Source organism: Acinetobacter sp. YH01005 (assembly GCF_013420465.1).
Classification (GTDB): Bacteria; Pseudomonadota; Gammaproteobacteria; order Pseudomonadales; family Moraxellaceae; genus Acinetobacter; species Acinetobacter amyesii.
This window is the reverse complement of record NZ_VOYA01000011.1, coordinates 36,309-58,363: the sequence shown is the minus strand read 5'-3', so window position 1 is coordinate 58,363 and position 22,055 is coordinate 36,309. Positions and strand designations below refer to the sequence as shown.

Sequence of the window (22,055 nt, the reverse complement as noted above, 5' to 3'; positions counted from 1 at the left end):
AAAAACGTCCATGTTTCAATCTTTAAAATAAATTAAAAATAAATAATTAATCTATAATAACGATCATTAAGTGTTGGGAATCTTAAGATGAAAATTTTAGTGATCGCTGCAGTGGGCTCGCTGCTCTCTATGGGTCTCATGCAATCTGCTCAGGCAGATAGCGCTAAGCAAAAAATGGTGCGTAATGACCGTGTGCAGGTTTCAAAACAAATCGCACAATATGATATTAATCCTTTTGTAGATAGTCGCCGTGTGATGTGAAATGATCGTGTTCAGTATAGTTTTCCTAAAGTGAAAAAAGTCGCTGAAAAACAGCCGAGTATTCTACGTAATGATCGTGTGCGTGTGATTAAGAAAAATTGAAGCTGAGTTATTTAAAAAAAGCCCATCCTGTTGAGATGGGCTTTTTATTCGCTGTGAAATAGCGGGTTCTAGAACAAGGCTTCAAGGCGCACTAAAGCGCCCACAAAGTGGCTTTTATCGTCACGATGGTTGTTGAGGTAGTTGAGATCACCTTGGATATAAAACCATTCACGTAGAAAGGGCTGTCGCCATGATACATAGGGTCCCCAACTGTTTAAACGCAGTTGATCGTTATTGTAAAAACCACCTGTATATAGGCCGTAGTTGAATCGGTTACCTTTAAAAAATTGGTGTTGGCGGTAACTGAAGTTATCCCATTTCAGATCATCATCCTGTGCATCTGCATAGGTCAGGTTGAATTGGTTTGAGATAAAGGGTTGGCCTGGACGGGCATGGGTTAATTCTAAATTGGTTCTTAGATAATTTTCACTATCGATACCATAACGATAAATTTGTTCGGCTAAAAAACTGTAATCATTGTCGAGTTGCCATTTTTTAGCTGCTTTTAAGCGGACATATAGGTCATCACCAGAACGTAAACCTAGATCAACGTCAGTTTCGAAGGGCAGTCGATCTGAAATTTCTGACCAACGTAACGCGAGCGAACTGTTATCTTCACGGGTTTGCTTATTGTCATAATTTTTATCACTACGCCCCGCAGGGTTTTCATTGGTAATTGCAGCATTATTTTCTAATTCATTATCAAGTGAGTCATCACCAAAGACCACACTCAATTTTTTTTCTAAAGTGGGAAGCTTAATTTTACCGCGAATACGTGGCTTAATTTCGTATTCATCGTGCTTATTCCAACTGTTGTCTAAAATCACCCTAAGGGTAGCATTGGCTGGTTTATCAGGCTCACTTTGCCCAAACCAGTTATCCATGCGAACGGCCGTTCGATCTGCCCAATTTCGGACTTTCTTCTGTTGTCGATCGGTCCAGCTATTATTTTCCGTTTGTTCTGTTGTCGGAACAATGGGGTGATCTGATTGTTCAGGTAAGAAGGTCGGTGTTGCATCAATCCAACGAGGAATTTGATCTAAAAAATCATAGGTCTTTGGCATGATATACGGTGAACTTTGCTCGGTTGCAGGCACATCCTGCGAATGTTGCCCCTCAGTTTCATTGGCCCAAGCAACTTGATACATCAAGCTCATTGATGCGGAAAAAAGCAAAGTCCGAATAAAGTACTGTTGTTTTTTATGCATATGTTTTGGCTCTATTTAATTATCATCTGAGTATCCTGCATCTGTAGTTTTGTTATTTTTATCGGATAAATGCAAGCCAAACTACAAAATAAATGCAATTAATCTTCGGTCATTTGCTTAAGTGCTTGATAAAGCGAAATCACATCAATGGGTTGAGGCAATTGTTGGATCACATTTTGGATGCTCTGCCAATTTAAACCTTGCTGTCGATGGAGGATCAAATAGGGAAGGGCTTGTTCGGTACGCAAGAGTGCCATGCGTTTTTGACCGTGGATTAACCGTATTTTTTGACGTTCTTGTAATAATAACAACGGGGTATGTAGCGTCGGTTCAGGTTCATCAAAATGAATGAATTTTTGCGTATGAATTAATTGTGCCGGGATAAAGGGGTAATAGTCGTTTTGCGACCAAATCATTTCAGCCTGCTGAGACTGTTGATAGAGCTGATCAGGTGCAGCACAGAGTTGCTCTAGATTGTCCCATGTCATGACTTTAATCGCGGCAAGTTCATGTTGATGTTGTTGGCAAAACAGCTGAGAGAGTCGAATGGCTTCCATTTGCGTTTGAGCACCAAACAACAAGAGATATTTGATGAAGCGACCTTCGGTATTGATTTGCTCTGCTAAATACAGTGGCTGGTTTTTCCAATCTGTACCATCTGTCGTATGCAATAGAACATCAAGTTGCGTTGTGAGTTCAGGCTGATCTATAAACTGCAATTCATACAAGGCCAATTGCGCATCGATGTTTTGCAGCGTTTGAACGCGAGCGGCATATTGAGCGATTTGAACCTGTTCAGGAAGTTCAACGCCTGCCATTGTCGAGTTGAGATGTTCCTCCGATGGCGCATGTGTTGGCTGCTCAATTAGAACAAGAGGAACGGTATCAGGTGCAGAAAGCTCCGGTTTATTTGTATTTGAGTTATCAAGCAACGTATCCGCTTCATTGATTTGCTTATCGCAATGATCTAGATCGACAGAACCGTCTTTATTTATCGCTTCAATTGGCAGTAGGTCGTCCACACTTGCGGCAACACAGCTTGGCGCTGTAATGATTTCATCCTTTAGGCGTAAGGTATGTAGACTTAGATCGGTATCACTGATTAAACATTTATATAGCTGTTGTTGTTCAATTAACCAATCATAGCATTCGTTAAAATTGCCCCATTCACTGAGTAAAGCCGTGCGCTGTTTGGCTGGAATCATCCACACTTGCCAACCTAATTCATGGTCATGCAGCAAGGCCCAACCCATCTCTGGATATTGATATAAAGCATTTTCAAGTGCAGCATCATGGTTAAAATAGCCACGAAATAACAATGAATATGGCGTTTGTTTGGAAAATTCAGTGGCAGCCATTTGTGGCTTAGTTAATGCACGATAACTTAATATTTGCTTTTGAAAAATCGGTTCATCGCATAAGGCAAAAATTTCATGAATCCGACGTTTAGAAAGCGCAGTTTCATAAAAACTCAAAGCACGATGTTCAAGTTGATGGGTCAGTACATGGATTTCTTTTATTAATTGTACTTTGTCTTGTAAATTCATTTGTCCACTTCCTAAAGGACTTTTTGTGCTTTTTCTAAATATTTAGCCAATACAATATTGGTTGCAAGTTCTACTAATTTATATTCAGCCGAATTCGGGTTTCGATATGTATTGGCCAATTCAATCAGGTGCTCAATATCTATGACCTGCGGTGAAATTTTTCCTTGTATCAGTGCCTGAAGTTCTTGCATAGGACAATGTAAATTTAAAAATAAAGAAGTCGATTAGTTCATTTGATTATAGAGATTTCATTAAAAAAAACATGGAAATAAATGTCAGCTTCTACAAATTAAGCGTTAAATATGACAATTAATGCGCATTTTGTTTAAAAATAATACCAAATCATTAGCTTAAAGATAGGTTTTGCAAAAGATATAGCGGTATGGTTTGATCAATTTTTTTGAAGTCATCATCAGCGATCGAGCGCTTTTAGATGTTCATTTTTAATGTTAAGTAAAGAATAAAGCCCAAAGTAAAGGCACATAAAATAAAAAACCGATGGTGGGAGCCATCGGTTTTTTTTGGAAAAATCAGCTAAAAATTATGCTTTTTTTTCTGTGTTTGTTACAACTTTAGTTGTATCTGCAGCAGGTGCTTTGTTATCTGCATTGGCAGTTTCAGCAGTCACAGCTTTTTTTACTGGAAAATCTGGTACATAAACGATTTGTGCAGAAACAGTTGCAGAAAGCGCCATCACAGCAACAGCCATAGCATATTTGATTGCGTTCATTTGTGTATTCCTATCAATCATTAGTGACTCAAAAAATGAGTCAGGGAGAAAATTAATCACTTGAATTTATGTGAAAATAATATCAAAAAATAATCAATTAAAAATGATCGATTCGGCAACGCAAGATAAACGGTATGAATTAATATTTATATAAAACAATCTATTAGAGTTATTGCTCTAGAGCTTTTGGTGGCTGAGTGACAGCGTTGTATCACTCAGATAAAGATGAAAAATCTATGAATGTTTGGCACATTTCTTTTCATAGACTTTGCCTGCGATACCACCAATAATGGCACCGCTAATCGTACCAAAAACAGGCAAAATACTGCCTGCAACAGCACCGATCGCAGCACCTTTGACGGTCGGAGAAAAACGCGAGAGAAAGCTATTCTTCCCTGTTTGCGACTCGTTGGCGGTTGCTTGAGGGGTTGTATTGGTAGATAGATCGGTTTCAGCAGAAGTTACTTGAGGTTCAATTGTCATGACATTACTCCCGAGCATGATCATTAGAAGAATGAAGCTTTTAGCCTAATCGGAAGCGACCGCAGCTTAAACAGAAAGCATGTAATAAATGATGGTCAGTTTGTAATCCCTCGAAGTGGAATTCACTCCTGTGTAAGACATGTAATATTTTGCTGTTTTGATGTTTAAAAAATAACCAAAATAAGCGACTTAATCATATGATGAAGATTCAAAATCATAACAATGAGGATAAATACAATGTCTGTTGCTAAAGTCGTTGAAGTAAATGCAAGTAGCACAAAAAGTTTTGAAGATGCAATTCAAACGGGAATTAATAAAGTCACTGAAACTGTGAAAAACGTTCAGGGTGCATGGATTAATGAACAAAAAGTCGTGGTGAAAGACAATAAAATTGCGGAATATCGAGTGAACTTAAAAATCAGCTTCTTGGTGGAATAAGTTTCATTTTATTGATGTTAAAAACTGATCATAAAAAATCCCCGAAGTTCGGGGATTTTTGATTGAACGCGCTGAATTATTTTTCAGGTGTTTCACAGCTTTCATCATTACAGACAGGTGTAGGAGCAAGCTCAGGGAGTTCCGCAGCTTTGTCCATCACTTGTTTAAATACGTCTTTCGGTTGAGCGCCTGCTAAAGCAATGCGTTGCTCAAATACAAAGAACGGTACACCCGTAACTTTAAGTTGATCGCGTGCTACTTCTTCGTCGTATTTGACGAAATCAGCAAATTCATCTGAGTCTAATAAGTCATCGACTTCAACAGGGTTTAGACCAATACGAGATGCAACGTCTTCTAAGGTTTCACGTTCACCAATGGCCAAGCCTTGCGTCATATAGCTATAGAAGAAAGCTTCTTTGGCTTCACTGCCGAGACCTTTGCTTTGTGCAAGATGAATCAAGCGGTGCGCGTTGAAAGTATTGCCTGAATTGGCTTTTTGCCAGTTAAATTCAATACCTTCAGCTTTTGCCATTTCGGCAATATTGCGCTGCATTTCTTCAACTTCTTCAATACTACGGCCATATTTTTGAGCCAGACGTTCAGTATTGGAAATTTCTAGGCGAGCGGGCGCATCTGCATCAAGTTGATAGCTATGCCAAAACACTTCAAGTTCTACACCCGATTCTTCGGCAGCAGCTTCAAGGCGTTTTTTCGCAATATAACAAAATGGGCAAACCACGTCTGACCAGATATCTACACGCATGGGAAATCTCTTTTCTATGTTCTGGGAAAATGATGGGGGCAAATCCTAAAATTTAAAGCCAAGCAATGCAATCCATTTTTGTTTCGATGGCGCAATGTCGAATTTTTTTGATGTTGATACAAGGCTTGACCGAAGATTTGTCTGGCCACTAATCCGTGATTAAACGTTTACCCAAACAAATCACTTCAACCTCTTCATAGCCCAATTGTTCATAAAAATTTTGTACGTCAATGTTGTCTTGGCGAATCAGTAATTGAAGTTTTGGACAGCCTAAAGCAATTAAGCGTTTTTCTAATTGCTGAATGAGGGCAGTAGCGACACCATTTCGCTGAAAATGTGGATGTACGGCGAGATAATTGACCCAGCCTCGATGTCCATCATAGCCACCCATCACAGTTGCGATCAATTGATCATCTTTGACAGCCAATAAAAATAATTGATCACGTTGAGCCAATTTTCGAAATATATCAATTTCAGGGTTATTCCATGGACGGGTCAGATCACACAGTTCCCAAAGTGCAATCACATCATCTAAATCAGATTCGAGATAGGGGCGGATAATAAACATAATTTTTGTTTTAGCATGTATTTTGACCAATCTAGATTAGTCGAGTTTTGCAGACTTGATAAGTCATATTGAAAAATAAAAGCCATAAAAAAACGCTCCGAAGAGCGTTTTTTTATTCACTGTCAATTAAGCAGTTTTCACTTCAGGTTGAGCAGCTAACATGTGGCCGTTCTCTTCGAAGTTGATGTGCCAAGACAATGCTTCACGTAGAAGGTGAGGTGTTTGACCACCTTTCGCACATGCACGGTCGAAGTAATCATTTAGCGCATCACGGTACATAGGGTGAGCACAGTTGTCGATTACTGCACGAGCACGTTCACGTGGAGCAAGACCACGTAAGTCAGCAAGACCTTGTTCAGTAACTAAGATGTCAACGTCGTGTTCAGCATGGTCAATGTGAGAAGCAAATGGAACAACAGAAGAAATGTCGCCGCCTTTTGCAATTGATTTAGTCACGAAGATCGCCAAGTGTGCATTACGTGCGAAGTCACCTGAACCACCGATACCGTTCATCATTTTTGTACCGCAAACGTGAGTTGAGTTCACGTTACCGTAGATATCAAACTCAAGCGCAGTGTTGATACCGATGATACCTAAACGACGTACAAGTTCTGGATGGTTCGAAATTTCTTGTGGACGTAATACAAGTTTGTCTTTGTATTGTTCAAGGTTATTAAATACTTTTTCGCCATATTTAGCAGAAAGTGTAATAGAAGAACCTGAAGCAAATTTCATTTTGCCTGCGTCGATCAATTCAAATGTACAGTCTTGAAGTACTTCAGAGTACATGATCAAGTCTTCAAAGTTCGAATCTTTAAGACCAGTCAATACTGCGTTTGCAATTGAACCGATACCTGCTTGTAATGGACCAAGGTTTTTCGGTAAACGACCTTCTTCTACTTCTTTTTCAAAGAAAGCGATAAGGTGGTTAGCAATACCTTGAGTTTCATCATCAGGTGCAGTCACTGTAGATGGAGAGTCATGCAATTCGTTGTTAAATACGATACCTACGATTTTTGAAGGATCGATGTTGATTGCATGTGTACCAATACGTTCGTCAACATGAGTCAATGGAATCGCTTGACGTGTTGGACGATATGTTGGGATATAAATATCGTGTAAGCCTTCGAATGCTGGGCTTAAGTTGGTGTTGATTTCAACAATCACTTTTTCAGCAAAAATTGCGAAGCTTGCAGAGTTACCTACAGACGTTGTAGGAATGATGCCACCATCTTCAGTGATCGCAACAGCTTCAATAATTGCCACATCAGGCTTTTTAAGCTGAAGGTTACGCATTTGTTCAACTGTTTCAGACAAATGCTGATCGATGAACATCACTTCGCCTTTATTGATGGCTTTACGTAATGTGTTGTCTACTTGGAACGGTAAACGACGAGCAAGAACACCTGCTTCAGTCAATTTTTTGTCCAAATCGTTACCCAAGCTCGCGCCAGTAATTAGGGTAATTTTAAGAGGATTAGCATGAGCCTGTTGAACCAACGCTAAAGGTACAGCTTTCGCTTCACCTGCGCGTGTGAAACCACTCATACCTACCGTCATACCATCCTGAATGAATTCAGCAGCTTTTTCTGCGCTGATAACTTTGTCGTGAAGGGCAGCTAAACGGATGCGATCTAAAGACATCATATACTCTCGTGAAATTCTCAAAACTGATACGGATTGTACCGATCAAAAAAGCCATTTTGCATACCTGTTAGGCTAAGGTCTAATTTTTTGAAAAAATGTGGGTATAAGATTTTATTATGATTTTTAAACCACTGAATAATAAGGTTAAAAATATCAATGGTTAAAGCTTAAACAAAACTGTTCGTTGCTTTTTTGAACGCTTGTTAAAAGCGTTCAGTTAAACTTTGCTTAATTTTTTCCAATGGGCTGTTGTTTAATATTTCATCATTTTCGAGTTTTTGCAGTGGTAAAGAAATGATCGCTTCGAGTCCACCTTCTGCTCGATTGTGAATTGAAAGTTGACCTTCGTGAATATCCACAATACGTTTTACAATGGCTAAACCGAGTCCACTGCCTTGAATGGTACGTGCATCATTACCACGTACAAAAGGTTGCATCAGGTCTTCAATTTGGTCTTCAGGAATCCCTTCGCCATTATCGGCAACGCGAATTTGAATATGGTCACCTTCATATTCGGTAGACAGTTCAATCGGCTCGGCACCATAGCGTTTTGAGTTATTGATTAAGTTGCCTATTAATCGTTTTAAGGACAGGCTACGTGCTTGAATAATCGGTAAGTCTTGAGGTTCAAAGCGAATATCTAAAGGTTTAAATTGAATCACTAATTCCTGCAATAGCGCATTTAAATCAGTATCTTGCGGAACTTCATCTGAACCATCTCGCATATACGAAATGAACTGATTCAGAATCGCATCCATATCTTCAACATCGTAAATCAGACCTTCTTTTAGGAAGTCATCATCAGGCATCATTTCTGCGCTGAGTCGAATACGGGTCAGCGGAGTACGCAAATCGTGGGAAATACCGGCCAACATGATACGACGATCACGTTCAGTTTGTTCCAGCGTGTAGACCATGTGGTTAAAGGCTTGGTTTACTTCACGGATTTCTTGTGGCCCATGGTTGGTTTCTAAATAAGGTGCAGTGCCGTGTTTACTATAGTTGTTTGCCGCATCTTGTAAACGTTTTAGTGGACGGTTGAGCTGACGAACCAAGGTTAAGATAATGATGCCAGCAATCAGTGGAATACCCAATAACCAACCTAAAATCAGCTCTGCGCTATAGTTGGCATAGGTTTTTAAAGGCTCGCGAACCCAGTTTCCATTCATTTCTGGAGTTTGAATCCAGATGCGTGGGTCAGGTTTAAATTGGAAATACACGGTCGCATTATCAATGCGCATTTCTTTGGCCAGTTTCTTTTCAATTTGATTGGTAAAGAACTCTGCAATGACTTTGTCTTTGACATTGGGGAATTCTTTCGGATCGGTCACATATTCGATCCCGACACGGTTGCGCATCCAGTCGTCGACATCCACTTCGGCATTGTTATGAAAAATCCGTAAATCAGGATTGTTAATGATTTCAAGCTCGACCGCGAGGTAACGAGCATGTTGTTGAATTTCGGGTAAATAGAGTGTGCGCCAAAAGAACCATAAGGACATAAACAGGCTAAAAAACACCACAAATAAGACCAATACGGTGGTCCGCATGGCTGCAGAGCGGGGTTTGATTTTATCGAGGAAGCGTTCCCAAGGTGTCCGTTTTTTTTCGGAGTAGGTAACGTAGTCGGTAAATTCCTGTGGGTCGATGGGTTCGAGTTTCACGCAGAATCCTTTAAGCAAATTTTTTGAAAGGCAGTTTTTATTCTTTGCGATGGAATCTTACTGCTGGAACGTTCTTTGGGAGGAGTTCGTTATGTTACTTTTTAAAAAAGTAACCAAAATTTTTGCCATTCGCTGAACTCGCGCACATTACTTTTATTCATTCAATTTTAAGTGACTCAGACAGCAGCGAATGGCATTTCCGGACATGAGGTACGGTGGCTCGATTCTCAGGTCTTATTTTATGGCTTATTCAGCACCATCTGGAACAAAGACATAACCTACGCCCCAAACGGTTTGAATATAGCGCGCACGTGCTGGGTTTTCTTCAACCAAACGACGCAGGCGAGAAACTTGAACGTCAATTGAACGTTCCATAGCACCCCATTCACGACCACGAGCAAGATTCATTAACTTGTCGCGTGTCAGTGGTTCACGTGGGTGTTGAACTAATGCTTTGAGTACGGCAAATTCACCTGTCGTCAATGTGACGACTTGACCTTCACGGGTTAAGGTACGTGTAGATAGGTCGAGTGACCAAGGACCAAAAGACACCACTTCCATTTGTTGGCTTGGTGCGCCAGGTACTTCACGCACTTGGCGACGTAGTACTGCACGAATACGAGCTAATAGCTCATTCGGGTTAAATGGTTTTGGTAAATAGTCATCTGCACCGGCTTCAAGTCCAGCAATACGGTCTGAATCGCTACCACGAGCGGTCAGCATAATGATCGGGGTGTCGATGCTAGATTGGCGCAGACGGCGGCAAATACTCAAGCCATCTTCAACAGGCAACATAAAGTCGAGCACAATCAGGGAAAAGAGTTCCCGCTGCAACAGACGATCCATCTGAGTCGCATCATGTGCGGTTTTGACAACAAAACCTTTATCTTCTAGGAAGCGTTGTAAGAGGGTGCGTAGACGCACATCATCATCAACAACCAGAATGCGTTCGACTCGGTCGGTTTCGGCATGTACGGCATCTGTTTTTTCAGCAGGTACAACTAAACTCATGACGTGCTCCTTTATTCTTTATTGTCATCGTAAACAAAAAGTAGATTTCACTTGAGTATACGATTCATTTATATAAATTTACTATGCTCTAAAGCAACAAATATTGCAGTTAAAATCAAGACATAGATACCAAATGTATACATGTTAAGCGGTTTAAGTTCTGTACGCTGGATTCGCTAATTTGCTGTTTCATAGTCAGTTTAGTAAAAAAATGTGTCATTGCTATGGATTGGCAATAAAAACCACGCATAAATTTATAAAAACAATTGTGGATTTTATGGTCTTGGTCTTTATAATCATGGCTTTTAGAACTTATCCTTGCAGGGATCTAATACGATGACTGACTTAGTTCAGCAGTTGGCAAAAGAAATTGCCGTACGTCCAAATCAAATTGAAGCTGCCATCAAGCTCATTGATGAAGGTGCCAGTGTTCCATTTATCGCACGTTACCGTAAAGAAGTGACGCAAGGTCTGGACGATACTCAATTACGTCAGCTCGATACACGTCTGACTTACCTGCGTGATTTATTTGAGCGCCGTGAAAAGGTAATCGAATCTCTAAAAGAACAAAACAAGTTATCTGATGACCTACTTGCTCGAGTGAATGCAGCAGAAACGAAAAATGCTTTAGAAGAGATTTACGCGCCGTACCGTCCAAAACGTACCAGTAAATCATTTAAAGCCAAAGAAGCCGGTTTAGGCCCAATCGCTGAAAAAATCTTTAATGAAGCAGTTGATCCAACCGAAGCTTTAGCTGGTTTTAGTCATGAAGATTATGCTGATGTTGAAAGCCAATTAGATGCGATTCAACACATTTTAATTGATGACTGGGCACAAAATATTGCATTAACCACTGAGCTAAAAGCGACATTTGCGAAAACTGCAGTGTTGAAAAGTTTAGTTGCAAGCGATGAGAAAAAAGAAGTCGGTAAAAAATTCCGTGATTACTTTGATTTCTCTGAAAGCTTAAACAAAGTTCCTTCACACCGTTTATTGGCGATGCTCCGTGGCCGTCAAGAAAATGTCTTGGGCTTAAAAGTCGATGGTGAAGATGATGCACCATTGGCTCGTATTGATACTGAATACAATTTAGAAACAGCACAACCACAAGCACGTGCAGATTTCTTAAAACAAACTGCAAAATTATTCTGGCTCGGTAAAGTTCGTCCTGCGATTGAACATTCATTATTGACTGAAAAACGTTTGGCTGCTGAAGCTGAAGCGATGGATGTCTTTGCTGAAAACCTACGTCATTTATTACTTTCTGCTCCTGCAGGCGCACGTTGCACATTGGGTGTAGACCCTGGCATCCGTACGGGTGTGAAATTGGCTGTTGTGAATGCATCAGGTGATGTTCTTGCACATAGCACGATTTACCCATTTGCTCCGAAAGAAGATAAAGCAGGTTCAGTTGCTGAACTTGCGCGCCTTTGCCGCGAATTCAATGTTGAATTAATTGCGATTGGTAACGGTACTGCAAGCCGTGAAACTGAAGCTGTTGTGGCTGAAATGATGGCAGCAAATACAGACTTGAACTTGATTCGTGTGTCGGTATCTGAAGCAGGCGCGTCGGTTTACTCAGCATCTGAATTGGCGTCAAATGAATTGCCAGATTTAGATGTATCGATCCGCGGTGCTGTATCGATTGCACGTCGTTTACAAGATCCATTGGCTGAACTTGTGAAGATTGATCCTAAATCGATTGGTGTGGGTCAATATCAACATGATGTGAACCAAACCGGTTTGGCAAAAACGCTAGAAGCGGTTGTGGAAGACTGTGTGAACTCAGTAGGTGTTGATGTCAACACTGCATCATCTGCTATTTTGGGTTATATCGCGGGTCTAAACAAATCGATTGCACAACAAATTGTGGATTTCCGCAAAGAAAATGGTCGTTTTGATAACCGTCAAAGTTTGAAGAAAGTACCTCGTTTAGGCGAACGTACCTTTGAACAAGCAGCAGGTTTCTTACGTATTCAAGATGGTTCTGAACCATTGGATGCATCTGCAGTTCACCCAGAGTCATATGACTTGGTGGCAAAAATTGTGGCAGCGAAAGCAACCACAGTCAAAGATATTATTGGTAATACTGAAATTATCCGTCAGGTCGATGCAGCAGCATTTGTAAATGACCAATTTGGTTTGCCAACGATTCAGGACGTTTTATCTGAACTTGAAAAACCAGGTCGTGACCCGCGTCCAGAGTTCCGTACGGCAAAATTCCGTGAAGACATCACTGAAGTGGCGCAGTTGACTGAAGGTTTACAGCTTGAAGGTGTGGTTACAAATGTGACGAACTTCGGTGCATTCGTGGATGTGGGTGTACACCAAGACGGTTTAGTGCATATTTCTGAACTTGCAAATGAATTTGTTGCAGATCCGCACAAAGTCGTGAAACCAGGTCAAATTGTTCAAGTTCGTGTCTTGAATGTCGATGTTGAACGTAACCGTGTCAACTTGTCTATGCGTGCAGAAGGTGCTGCTGCAGCGAAACCACAACGTCAACCACGTCGTGACAATACGCAGCAAGAACAACGAGGTGAGCGTAAGCCACATGCGAAACGTCCACAGCATGCCCGTCCGCAAGGCGACCGCCCACAAGGTCATAAAAAACCTCAAGCAGCGAAACCACAAGAAAATAAAATCGGTGGTTTAGGTGCGTTGTTATTACAAGCAGGGATTAAAGGTTCGAAGTAATCTTTAACTGTTAAAAAAACCTCCCATATGGGAGGTTTTTTTATATAAGATTAAAACAATCAAAGCTTAAATAAACTTAGAAGACCATAATGTTACGTAGTTATTATCAGGGTTCAGTGCAACAATTCATACATACAAATGAACAAGAAATTATGGGGGCTTTGGCACTACAGCATGAATTTGCATTGGAAGATTTACAAAAGAACGCTTGGTTAAAACAAATTGAGATTTTAAAACAACAGTTGGATTTTTTAGATGAGGGAGAAATCTTTTTTGAATTCTCTATTCCACGGATGGGTAAGCGCGTAGATAACATTCTTTTGATACGTAATTTAATTTTTGTTATTGAATTTAAAGTAGGTGAAAAGAGTTACCCACAATATGCTAAGACTCAGGTCATAGATTATTGTTTGGATTTGTTGAATTTTCATGAAGGTAGTCATCAGCAAAAGGTCATACCACTTTTAATTTCAACCCAAGCTCAAAGTTGTGAACAGTCATGGTCAGCGGTATCCACTTATCAAGATACTTTATGCTGTAACACCCATAATTTACGGATTGTAATCGAACAAGCGCTTTATCAATTTGCAGGTCTTACGCAACTTAATATCAAACAGTGGGTTGAGTCTCGATATAAACCAACACCCACAATTATTGAAGCAGCTCAGGCGTTATATCAAGGTCATACAGTGGATGAAATTTCTAGAAGTGATGCCGGTGCAAAAAATTTAGCGATCACTTCGAAAAAAATCGAACAAATTATTGAAGATGCAAAATTAACAAATAAAAAAACGATTTGTTTTTTAACGGGTGTACCTGGTGCAGGAAAGACATTGGCCGGTCTTAATATTGCGAACCAGCGTTTAAAAACAAATGAACAAGAACATTCTGTATTTTTATCTGGAAATGGTCCTTTAGTTGATGTTTTACGTGAAGCATTGGTTCGAAATACCGTGGAACTTGCTAAGCAACAAACAGAAAAAAAGACGCGATCTGAGGCAGAACGTGAAGCCAAAGCCTTTATACAAAATATTCATCATTTTAGAGATCATTATTTGAAATCAAATGAGGTGCCAATCGAAAAAGTCGTTATTTTTGATGAAGCTCAAAGGGCCTGGCAAAAGGATCAGGTTTCAAACTTTATGAAACAGAAAAAAGGTATTGATAATTTTTCGATGTCTGAACCAGAGTTTCTCATTAGTGTTATGGATCGCCACGCTGATTGGTGTGTCGTTGTTTGCCTGATTGGTGGTGGGCAGGAGATTAACACTGGAGAAGCAGGTGTTTCTGAATGGCTATCAGCATTAGAACATAAATACCCGAAATGGAAGATCTACTTTTCTAACAAAATTTTGCAGGATAAAGTCTATTTAACTGATCCTAAACAACAATTCTGGGTTCAAAAAAATGGAAAAAATGAGGAAGATTTACATCTTGCTGTTTCTGTCCGGTCATTTCGCAGCGAACAAGTTTCACATTTGATTCAACATGTATTAGATGGTGATGCAAAGTCCGCGAAAGAAACTTACCATATGATGTCCCAAGATTATCCTATTCTGCTTTGTCGTGATTTTAATGTTGCTAAACAGTGGTTAAAAAGAAAGGCTAAGGGTTCAGAGCGCTTTGGGGTTATTGCTAGTTCGGGTGCCAGACGTTTAAAAGCCGAAGGTATTGATGTAAAGAATAAAATAACACCTGCAGATTGGTTTTTGAATTCAAATACAGATGTACGTTCTGCGTATTATTTGGAAGATATTGCAACTGAGTTTGATGTGCAAGGCTTGGAAATAGATTACAGTTGCGTGGCATGGGATATTAATTTTTATTTTGATCAAGATTGGCAATTTCAAGCCTTTAAAGGTAGTCGATGGCAAAATATAAGGCAAACTGAAAAGCAGAAATACCTGTTAAATGCATATCGAGTGCTACTGACTCGGGCGCGACAAGGTATGGTGTTGTATATACCATCTGTAGATGACAGTGACTGGACTCGTCCCAAGAAATATTATGATTCGACGTATAATTTTTTGAAGCAATGTGGTTTCAATACGCTATAAAAAACCTCCCATTTGGGAGGTTTTTTTATTTCTTTTAAGGCCTATCAAAGATAAATGAGCTGAATCTTAAACTTCGCAATAAAGTGTAAAAATCACACAAATCACGTATCAAAACACACTATAGAATCGTTCGATTGTCAGACAATATAAGTCACGCCATAAAGTGGTCACAAACTTTAGGCTTTACATACTTACATCTAATTATTTGATATTTATTATAAACGGTAAAATGATGACATCTAAAATTGAACGACATCGATTTCATATTCACGACTTTTTATCTGGAACAGTGGTATTTCTCGTAGCTTTACCGCTATGCCTAGGCATTGCATTGGCTTCTGGCGCACCGATTCTCTCTGGCATTATTGCCGGCATTGTCGGTGGTATTTTAGTCGGAGCATTGAGTGGCTCACATATCAGTGTTGCAGGGCCAGCAGCAGGTTTAACAGCAGTCATTTTGGTACAGCTTGAACTACTCGGCGGCAACTATGCCGCCTTTTTATTGTGTATTGTTTTTGCCGGTATCTTACATATTGGATTTGGCATATTTCGGCTCGGTTTCTTTGCCAACTTTATTCCAAACAATGTCATATTGGGTTTATTGGCAGCCATCGGACTGATCTTGATTGGGAGTCAAATACCTTATCTATTTGGCTTGAACCAATTTTCATGGTCTGTGCTGTGGCAGTCACAGCCGCTCGATTTGCAATGGGATATCGGTGCCGTTCTGATCGGTATCGGTAGCCTTGTGCTGATGTTGCTATGGGAGCAGAGCCCATGCAAAAAGTGGGTTCTGCCTTCTGCTTTAGTTGCTGTAGTCCTCGCTGCACTGTGCAATGCTGTGTTGGTACTCAGTGGTTCGTCTTATGCAGTTCATCCATCGAACCTCATCCAACTTCCAAATCTTTGGGATCAACTACAAAATGTGATGATCTTTCCAGATTGGACCGCTTTAAATAATCCACTGATTTACACGGGTGCTATCACTTTGGCGGTTGTGGCGTCATTAGAAACTTTATTAAATTTAGAAGCAGCAGATAAATTAGATCCGCATAAGCGCTCTTCACCCCCCAATCGAGAGTTATGGGCGCAAGGCATCGGTAATGTCGTTTCGGGCGCTATAGGCGGGATGCCGCTAACTTCAGTAATTGTCCGTAGTTCGGTCAATGCCAGTGCTGGAGCTAAAAGTAAATGTTCTGCAATCTTTCATGGCGTGTTGCTCTTGTTTGCTGTGCTGTGTTTAGTGCCTTTGATGAACATAATTCCGCTTTCAGCATTAGCTGCAATTTTAATCCTGACAGGTTTTAAACTGACACATCCCAAATTGTTTAAACAGCTGTATTTAAAAGGGTGGAAACAATTTATTCCTTTTATCATTACCTTATTGGCGATTTTATTCACAGACTTATTGCTCGGAATCTTGATTGGTTTAGCCAGTAGTGCGGCCTTTATTTTATACGCCAATTTTAATAAGGGGCTGAAGGTGTATAAAGAGCATCATTTACATGGGGTGATTACACGGATTGAATTGCCTTCACAAGTCAGTTTTCTCAACCGGTCGGCATTAATCTCGGCATTGGAACATATCCATCGCGGTGAACAAGTGGTGATTGATGCCACACATGTGAGTGATATGGATGCTGATATTTTCCAACTCATTCAAGAGTACCAACAGGAAAAGGCTGTGCAGCGTAAAGTGCAAGTACAGTTGATTGGTTTCAAGGCACACTATGCCGATGCGCAGGAGGCGGCATTAGATATAGATATCAGTACCGCAGCTTTACAGCAACGTTTGACGCCAGAGGCCGTGCTCGCTTTGCTCAAAGCAGGCAATGAACGTTTTGTACAAAATGAGCGTTTGCAACGAGATATCTATCGTCAACTGCGGGTGACCGCAGAAGAAGGGCAGCATCCGATTGCGGCAGTGTTAGGTTGTATGGATTCTCGTGCGCCGACTGAAATGATTTTTGATGTTGGAATTGGTGATTTATTTAGTTTGCGCATAGCGGGGAATGTCGCGGGGCAAAAAGTTTTGGGTTCATTGGAATTTGCCTGCGAAGCCAAAGGCGCCAAAGTGATCGTAGTGCTTGGTCATACGGACTGTGGTGCGGTTAGCAGTGCTTGTCAGTTGTATTTAGCTGGTCAATCGATACAGAGCCTGACGCGTATGCCGCATATTCAATATGTGCTGGGGCCACTCAATGAGTCTGTATCGCGTGTTGCCGAATTGATGCAACCACAAACGCTGAGTCCGGCATTTTTAGAGCAAGTGACGCAAATGAATGTGCATTACAACATCCGCTATATTTTGCAAAATAGTGAAGTGCTACAGCAATTGGTGCAAGAAGGTAAAGTGGCGATTGTTGGTGCAGTGTATGATGTAAGAACTGGACGGGTTAATTTCTTCGGATAAATAAAATCTGATGACATAAAAAAGGATCATCATGAACACATGATGATCCTTTTTATTGAACTAAAATACACTAGCGAATCATCGGTACGATCCAACTGGTAATGATCAGCAAAATACCGAAATGTCCCAATTTACGGGTCACATATACCAATTTTGACGGCTTTTGTTCCAATTGTTTCGCATAGTCTTCGATGCTAATGCCTTGTTTTGCATTACTGGTAAATAAAAACACCGCCAAATCGATACAAATTAAAATCGTACCAACATCTGCCACCACTTCCATTAAATCGTATTGGCCGCTGATCAAGGCGGTTGACACTTGATAAACAAGGAAAAGTGCAAAAGCGATGCAGGCATACTGCAAAACAGTTAAAAATATCCGCATAAATCTATACTAAATAAGCTCAAAATTTTGAAACAGGATTATAGCGTCCCTCGCAAGAGATTACTGTAACGCTCAGAGTGCTTGCATGACTGCTGGGAAATGTTGCTTTTCAACCAACTCCAAAAACTCATCGCCCATACGCTGACTTTCAGCCACACATTGATTCCACATTTTAATGCGTTGTTGGTTGTCTAAGCCTTTGAGGGTAAAGTCTTTACGGTCAGGCAGTCGGCCAAGCGGCAAGCTTGCAAGGTATTCTTGTGAAGGTGACAGTAACAGGGTACGCGCCTGATTTTCAGGATTGGCTTGGCGTTTAAATAATTTATCAAACCAACCTGGGGTGATGCTATCCGTGAAATGTGGATACAGCACGATGCCCTGACTTTGGAAGGGTAGGTCAATATGATAGTCAATCAGGCCGCCATCGCGGTAACTGCCTTGTGGCGCATCAGGGATATCACGTATCGCGGCCATGACACCGGGAATAGATGCAGAAGCCATAAGCCACGGCATGACACTGTCTTGAGTCAATGCATGGTAATGCGTGGTAAAGCCATCATCCGCCACGGTAAATTGATGACCTGACACAGGCTGACTAATTACACGCTGCATGAAATAACGACTGTGTTTACGTGCGAGCGCTGTCGTGCCCACGATCCCTGCGACAGAGGCTAACAGCGGCAGGGCTTTATCACTTTGGAAAATATGCTGAGCTTTGACTGAAAGCACAGTGAGGTGATAATCCGGGTGATTAACCAGTGCCGCTTCTTGACCTTGAATCAAATCGATCAGCATGCCACGACACACATCGCTGACTTCTTGACGGCTCATCTTTTTATGAAAGCTCAGATTGGTATACAGCTCAGAGAGGCGTTTCGTCCCTTCAATGGCTCCCCAAGCAGCAATACTGGCAAAGCGCCAACTGCCAATCGATGAACCAATTAAAGTACGCTTTTGTTGCGCACGTGGCAAAAAGTCAGCAAAAATCGCCTGATCTAAACCTTGAATACCAATGCCTTTCGGGCCACCAGCAGCACCGGGCAGTATATCCACTTGAGCAGCGTTTAAACCTTCTTGTTCAATCAGTTGGCGTGCTAAATGGCCAGCACGGATATTGAGCGCAGGCGGTTTTTTTTGCAAAATTTGAGTCATGGCAGTCGCTTAAAATACAGTCTTAGAATTATTCTAGTGCGTTTTTGCACAGACCCAATGGCTGAAACTTACGACAAATGACTTCTCAGTCATATCAGGGCACCGCTCACGAATGCTGTAATAATTGTTCATTATGCCGATGCAATTGAAACAAACTGAGGCAGACGATTGCCCATGTCGCCATTGGGAAGACCGCCCAAGCAAATAGATTAATGATAAAAACCACGGCCCCAGCTAATAACCAATAATTTAACCCGGCCATCAGTTTTTGCTGTGGCAAACAAAGCAGGAATATACAGGGAAGTGCATTAAAGAGAATGATCCACCAAAATGCAGCGCTATGCTGCATCCGATACATGGTGGTGTTGGCTGTCGGTTGCCAGTTCAGAAAAGATAAGTGCAAATTCAATTGAACCAACACATCGAGCAGAGTCGAAAAACTATATAGCAAGGCCGTTGCACATGCTCGGAGTGGATTTTGACCATACAGTACCCCTAAATAACTGTATGACTGGCGTTCAGCCTTATTTAAATTTTTTGTTTTTATAGCTTTAAGCCCTTTATTGTTAAAAGGCTTAAAGGAGTTATGGATACATCAAGATTATTTAAATACAAAGATTATTTAAACACACGCCAAATGGCAAGTAAGCTTGAAAGTGCAATTAATACGATGGAAACATACCATGGCACAATTATCGCGATGGAGAGGAAGATGGCCATAATACTGCCAAAAACCCAACTACGTTTTTGCTGATGTTCCATTTGCAAGCGCATGCTTTGCAGTTCATTCAGTTGTTTGGCATGCCAAGCCGACTGATTTTTTAAACCATTCAGGCTGTCGATCATCAGCGTTGGTAAATCTTGCGCACCTAAAAGTAAGTCTGGAATTTTTTGCCCGAGTTCTTTTAAGTTTTTCTGCGGATTCATTTGCGCTTTAATCCAATCGGTGAGGATTGGTTTTGCCAAACTCCAAATATCCAATTCAGGATAGAGATCAGTTCCTAAACCTTCAACATGGACCAAGGTCTTGAGCAGCAACATCAATTGTGGCGGAATCTCTAAATGGAAACGACGCGCAATATCCATCACTTGAATCAGGATGCCGGCGAAGTCCAATTCATGCATTGGTTTAGAGACCATTGGGCCAACGGTACGACGCATTTCACGTGCTAAGGCATCTTGATCTGTACCCGGTGGAATCCAACCCGCTTGATGCACGATTTGAATCAGTTGCATAAAGTCGCTGTTCATAACCGCAAGCAGCATGCGTGCTACGGTCATTTGGTCGTGCTTTGAAAGCTCACCCATAATCGCGCAGTCCAAGGCAATAAAGCGTGGATTGCTTGGATTAATGGTTTCGACGAAGACATTCCCCGGATGCATGTCTGCATGGAAGAAGTTGTCGCGGAACACTTGGGTAAAGAAAATGGTGAGCCCTTTTTCGGCTAAATCTTTACGATCCATGCCCAAGCGATCAAAGGTCGCAATATCTGAAATTGGTACACCCGTAATACGCTCTTCGACCATGACATCACGGCTGTCCATATAGACTTCAGGCACGTACATCATGCTTGAACCGGTGAAGTAATGACGCATACGACGCGTGTTATCCGCTTCTAAAGTCAAATCCAATTCATTGAGAATAATTTGACGGTAGTCTTGAATAATTTCAGACAGATGCAGGGCACGAGCGGCTTCTAGGCGTTTTTCAAGGAACTGACCAAGCCACTCTAATATTTCAAAATCATGCAGAATTTGATTGCGAATATTCGGGCGAGTCACTTTCACTACGACTTCGCGACCATCATGCAGTGCAGCAGTATGCACTTGTGCGATAGATGCTGCGGCTAAAGGCTGCTCGTCAAAGCGTGCAAATAAGGTATTAACATCGGCTTTGAGTGATTCCTGAATGCGCATTTTGGCAACGTCATTTGAAAAAGGTTTTACACGGTCTTGTAAAAGCACCAATTGCTGTAAAACTTCAGGTGGAATCAAGTCACGACGGGTAGATAGTAATTGCCCCATTTTAATGGCCAGCGGGCCCATCTCTTCCATGGCTTCTTTGAGCTTGAGCGGATTTTTTCGCTCGCGGCTTGACCATGCCGCAGGGTGCATGCGAATGAGGGAAAGAATATGACGGGCTTTTTCCGGTAATTCTTCCGCAGGAAACAACGTGTCGAGTCTATAGTGCGCAGCAATACGCCAAAGGTCGAGTAAACGTGAAACGTGCGGAATCATATATGCAATTACCTAGTCTTAAGTGTTGTCTTGTAATGAGTCAATTTGGCTGTGCAGTTGCTGAATTTTTGCTTCTACACGGTCCAGATTTTGATTCAAAATTCGGGTGTCTTGATTCAGGTCATCCATTTGCCAGCGTGGGGCAAGCAAGCCTGAATCTTCTTTTAACGCATCTTCAGCAAAGAACAAATGGCTTTGTAAAGTACGTTTGAGATGTTTGGGTGCAAGTTGTAACTTACCAATTTCATGCGCAAGGCTTGGCCCAATCCAAGGGCTTAGATGCGAAGCTAAATCGGGCTCAGCTTGCTGCATAATGCGCTGGATATCCTGCAATAAGTGATAATCACCTTGCAATGGGATATTGCCGACATCTTCAGCCAACAGCAGTTTAAGGAGCTCGACGACTGTTTTGACATGTAAGGTCGCCGTTGCTTCAGTTATGTTTGAATGCTGTTCGAAAGGGCGTTGCTCAAAGATGGATGCAGTTTCAGTATGTCCTGTTGGCGTCGGTTCTAAGCGAACTTTCTGATCGTCAAAAAACACATCCACCGACAATTGTGGTGAGTCGATCACCACACGAAGCATTTTGCCTTGCAATTCATTCAGTTGGATGCGAGTAATAGCATCCAAATCAATGACATGATGAATTAAGCGTTCAACTGCACCAAGTGCGAGAATCGACCACATAGTT

At 41.2% G+C, this 22,055-nt stretch carries 20 protein-coding genes; 5 read left to right on the top strand and 15 right to left on the bottom strand.

What is annotated here, in order from left to right; genetic code table 11:
• Nucleotides 1-87: 87 nt before the first annotated feature.
• Nucleotides 88-261, top strand: coding sequence for a hypothetical protein (locus FTT72_RS09570; RefSeq protein WP_180163164.1), 174 nt, complete (start codon nt 88-90; stop codon nt 259-261).
• Between the two features lie 170 nt (nt 262-431).
• On the opposite strand, the gene FTT72_RS09565 is transcribed toward FTT72_RS09570, so the two are convergent.
• From FTT72_RS09565 to FTT72_RS09545, 5 genes are all read right to left on the bottom strand, one after another.
• A complete protein-coding gene (locus FTT72_RS09565; protein WP_306669430.1) occupies nt 432-1,571 on the bottom strand; it encodes a hypothetical protein in 1,140 nt (379 codons plus the stop codon).
• A 98-nt stretch (nt 1,572-1,669) separates the two neighbouring features.
• On the bottom strand, nt 1,670-3,118 hold the full coding sequence (locus FTT72_RS09560; protein WP_180178277.1) for a hypothetical protein: 1,449 nt from the start codon (nt 3,116-3,118) through the stop codon (nt 1,670-1,672).
• A gap of 11 nt (nt 3,119-3,129) precedes the next feature.
• Entirely contained in the window at nt 3,130-3,309 is a 180-nt protein-coding gene (locus tag FTT72_RS09555) for a hypothetical protein (protein ID WP_180007056.1), read from the bottom strand.
• A 350-nt stretch (nt 3,310-3,659) separates the two neighbouring features.
• Nucleotides 3,660-3,848: a hypothetical protein gene (locus FTT72_RS09550; protein ID WP_180010237.1), complete on the bottom strand. Its 189-nt coding sequence runs from the start codon at nt 3,846-3,848 to the stop codon at nt 3,660-3,662.
• Between the two features lie 234 nt (nt 3,849-4,082).
• Complete coding sequence (locus FTT72_RS09545) at nt 4,083-4,331, bottom strand: glycine zipper domain-containing protein (protein WP_218950844.1); 249 nt, start codon at nt 4,329-4,331, stop codon at nt 4,083-4,085.
• Nucleotides 4,332-4,568: 237 nt separating this feature from the next.
• Between FTT72_RS09545 and FTT72_RS09540 the strand changes: the two genes are divergently transcribed.
• Nucleotides 4,569-4,769, top strand: coding sequence for a dodecin family protein (locus FTT72_RS09540; RefSeq protein ID WP_067761311.1), 201 nt, complete (start codon nt 4,569-4,571; stop codon nt 4,767-4,769).
• A gap of 76 nt (nt 4,770-4,845) precedes the next feature.
• Here FTT72_RS09540 and FTT72_RS09535 read toward each other — a convergent pair whose 3' ends face one another.
• The 5 genes from FTT72_RS09535 to ompR all read right to left on the bottom strand — a co-directional run bounded on the left by FTT72_RS09535 (nt 4,846) and on the right by ompR (nt 10,422).
• On the bottom strand, nt 4,846-5,532 hold the full coding sequence (locus FTT72_RS09535; protein ID WP_180022688.1) for a DsbA family protein: 687 nt from the start codon (nt 5,530-5,532) through the stop codon (nt 4,846-4,848).
• 148 nt (nt 5,533-5,680) lie between these two features.
• Nucleotides 5,681-6,100, bottom strand: coding sequence for a GNAT family acetyltransferase (locus tag FTT72_RS09530; protein WP_078189811.1), 420 nt, complete (start codon nt 6,098-6,100; stop codon nt 5,681-5,683).
• A 126-nt stretch (nt 6,101-6,226) separates the two neighbouring features.
• Nucleotides 6,227-7,744 (bottom strand): acetyl-CoA hydrolase/transferase family protein, encoded by a 1,518-nt coding sequence (locus tag FTT72_RS09525; protein ID WP_168378000.1) that lies wholly within the window; start codon nt 7,742-7,744, stop codon nt 6,227-6,229.
• Nucleotides 7,745-7,950: 206 nt separating this feature from the next.
• On the bottom strand, nt 7,951-9,411 hold the full coding sequence (locus tag FTT72_RS09520) for an ATP-binding protein (protein ID WP_111885830.1): 1,461 nt from the start codon (nt 9,409-9,411) through the stop codon (nt 7,951-7,953).
• A 246-nt stretch (nt 9,412-9,657) separates the two neighbouring features.
• Nucleotides 9,658-10,422, bottom strand: coding sequence for a two-component system response regulator OmpR (gene ompR, locus FTT72_RS09515; RefSeq protein ID WP_180178276.1), 765 nt, complete (start codon nt 10,420-10,422; stop codon nt 9,658-9,660).
• A gap of 336 nt (nt 10,423-10,758) precedes the next feature.
• Here ompR and FTT72_RS09510 point away from each other — a divergent pair, with 336 nt between their 5' ends.
• The 3 genes from FTT72_RS09510 to FTT72_RS09500 all read left to right on the top strand — a co-directional run bounded on the left by FTT72_RS09510 (nt 10,759) and on the right by FTT72_RS09500 (nt 17,589).
• Entirely contained in the window at nt 10,759-13,119 is a 2,361-nt protein-coding gene (locus tag FTT72_RS09510; protein WP_180178275.1) for a Tex family protein, read from the top strand.
• Nucleotides 13,120-13,208: 89 nt separating this feature from the next.
• Nucleotides 13,209-15,176, top strand: coding sequence for a DUF2075 domain-containing protein (locus FTT72_RS09505; protein WP_180007251.1), 1,968 nt, complete (start codon nt 13,209-13,211; stop codon nt 15,174-15,176).
• Between the two features lie 232 nt (nt 15,177-15,408).
• Entirely contained in the window at nt 15,409-17,589 is a 2,181-nt protein-coding gene (locus FTT72_RS09500; RefSeq protein ID WP_180178274.1) for a SulP family inorganic anion transporter, read from the top strand.
• 70 nt (nt 17,590-17,659) lie between these two features.
• Here FTT72_RS09500 and FTT72_RS09495 read toward each other — a convergent pair whose 3' ends face one another.
• The 5 genes from FTT72_RS09495 to FTT72_RS09475 all read right to left on the bottom strand — a co-directional run bounded on the left by FTT72_RS09495 (nt 17,660) and on the right by FTT72_RS09475 (nt 22,051).
• Nucleotides 17,660-17,974 (bottom strand): hypothetical protein, encoded by a 315-nt coding sequence (locus FTT72_RS09495; protein ID WP_078189807.1) that lies wholly within the window; start codon nt 17,972-17,974, stop codon nt 17,660-17,662.
• Between the two features lie 72 nt (nt 17,975-18,046).
• Nucleotides 18,047-19,126 carry a patatin-like phospholipase family protein gene (locus tag FTT72_RS09490; RefSeq protein WP_180156606.1) on the bottom strand — a complete coding sequence of 360 codons (1,080 nt, stop codon included), beginning with the start codon at nt 19,124-19,126 and terminating at the stop codon, nt 18,047-18,049.
• 106 nt (nt 19,127-19,232) lie between these two features.
• Entirely contained in the window at nt 19,233-19,529 is a 297-nt protein-coding gene (locus FTT72_RS09485; protein ID WP_180178273.1) for a hypothetical protein, read from the bottom strand.
• Between the two features lie 215 nt (nt 19,530-19,744).
• On the bottom strand, nt 19,745-21,364 hold the full coding sequence (locus FTT72_RS09480) for an AarF/ABC1/UbiB kinase family protein (protein WP_180178272.1): 1,620 nt from the start codon (nt 21,362-21,364) through the stop codon (nt 19,745-19,747).
• An 18-nt stretch (nt 21,365-21,382) separates the two neighbouring features.
• A complete protein-coding gene (locus FTT72_RS09475; RefSeq protein ID WP_180178271.1) occupies nt 21,383-22,051 on the bottom strand; it encodes an SCP2 domain-containing protein in 669 nt (222 codons plus the stop codon).
• Nucleotides 22,052-22,055 lie beyond the last annotated feature (4 nt).

What these genes read in the sequence shown, in the direction of transcription:
- FTT72_RS09565 (WP_306669430.1), bottom strand. Translation starts at nt 1,571, where the DNA reads ATGCATAAAAAACAACAGTACTTTATTCGGACTTTGCTTTTTTCCGCA.
- ompR (WP_180178276.1), bottom strand. Translation starts at nt 10,422, where the DNA reads ATGAGTTTAGTTGTACCTGCTGAAAAAACAGATGCCGTACATGCCGAA.
- FTT72_RS09490 (WP_180156606.1), bottom strand. Translation starts at nt 19,126, where the DNA reads ATGACTCAAATTTTGCAAAAAAAACCGCCTGCGCTCAATATCCGTGCT.
- FTT72_RS09475 (WP_180178271.1), bottom strand. Translation starts at nt 22,051, where the DNA reads ATGTGGTCGATTCTCGCACTTGGTGCAGTTGAACGCTTAATTCATCAT.
- FTT72_RS09530 (WP_078189811.1), bottom strand. Translation starts at nt 6,100, where the DNA reads ATGTTTATTATCCGCCCCTATCTCGAATCTGATTTAGATGATGTGATT.
- FTT72_RS09535 (WP_180022688.1), bottom strand. Translation starts at nt 5,532, where the DNA reads ATGCGTGTAGATATCTGGTCAGACGTGGTTTGCCCATTTTGTTATATT.
- FTT72_RS09495 (WP_078189807.1), bottom strand. Translation starts at nt 17,974, where the DNA reads ATGCGGATATTTTTAACTGTTTTGCAGTATGCCTGCATCGCTTTTGCA.
- FTT72_RS09560 (WP_180178277.1), bottom strand. Translation starts at nt 3,118, where the DNA reads ATGAATTTACAAGACAAAGTACAATTAATAAAAGAAATCCATGTACTG.
- FTT72_RS09510 (WP_180178275.1), top strand. Translation starts at nt 10,759, where the DNA reads ATGACTGACTTAGTTCAGCAGTTGGCAAAAGAAATTGCCGTACGTCCA.
- FTT72_RS09570 (WP_180163164.1), top strand. Translation starts at nt 88, where the DNA reads ATGAAAATTTTAGTGATCGCTGCAGTGGGCTCGCTGCTCTCTATGGGT.
- FTT72_RS09545 (WP_218950844.1), bottom strand. Translation starts at nt 4,331, where the DNA reads ATGACAATTGAACCTCAAGTAACTTCTGCTGAAACCGATCTATCTACC.
- FTT72_RS09480 (WP_180178272.1), bottom strand. Translation starts at nt 21,364, where the DNA reads ATGATTCCGCACGTTTCACGTTTACTCGACCTTTGGCGTATTGCTGCG.
- FTT72_RS09555 (WP_180007056.1), bottom strand. Translation starts at nt 3,309, where the DNA reads ATGCAAGAACTTCAGGCACTGATACAAGGAAAAATTTCACCGCAGGTC.
- FTT72_RS09540 (WP_067761311.1), top strand. Translation starts at nt 4,569, where the DNA reads ATGTCTGTTGCTAAAGTCGTTGAAGTAAATGCAAGTAGCACAAAAAGT.
- FTT72_RS09550 (WP_180010237.1), bottom strand. Translation starts at nt 3,848, where the DNA reads ATGAACGCAATCAAATATGCTATGGCTGTTGCTGTGATGGCGCTTTCT.
- FTT72_RS09500 (WP_180178274.1), top strand. Translation starts at nt 15,409, where the DNA reads ATGACATCTAAAATTGAACGACATCGATTTCATATTCACGACTTTTTA.
- FTT72_RS09505 (WP_180007251.1), top strand. Translation starts at nt 13,209, where the DNA reads ATGTTACGTAGTTATTATCAGGGTTCAGTGCAACAATTCATACATACA.
- FTT72_RS09525 (WP_168378000.1), bottom strand. Translation starts at nt 7,744, where the DNA reads ATGTCTTTAGATCGCATCCGTTTAGCTGCCCTTCACGACAAAGTTATC.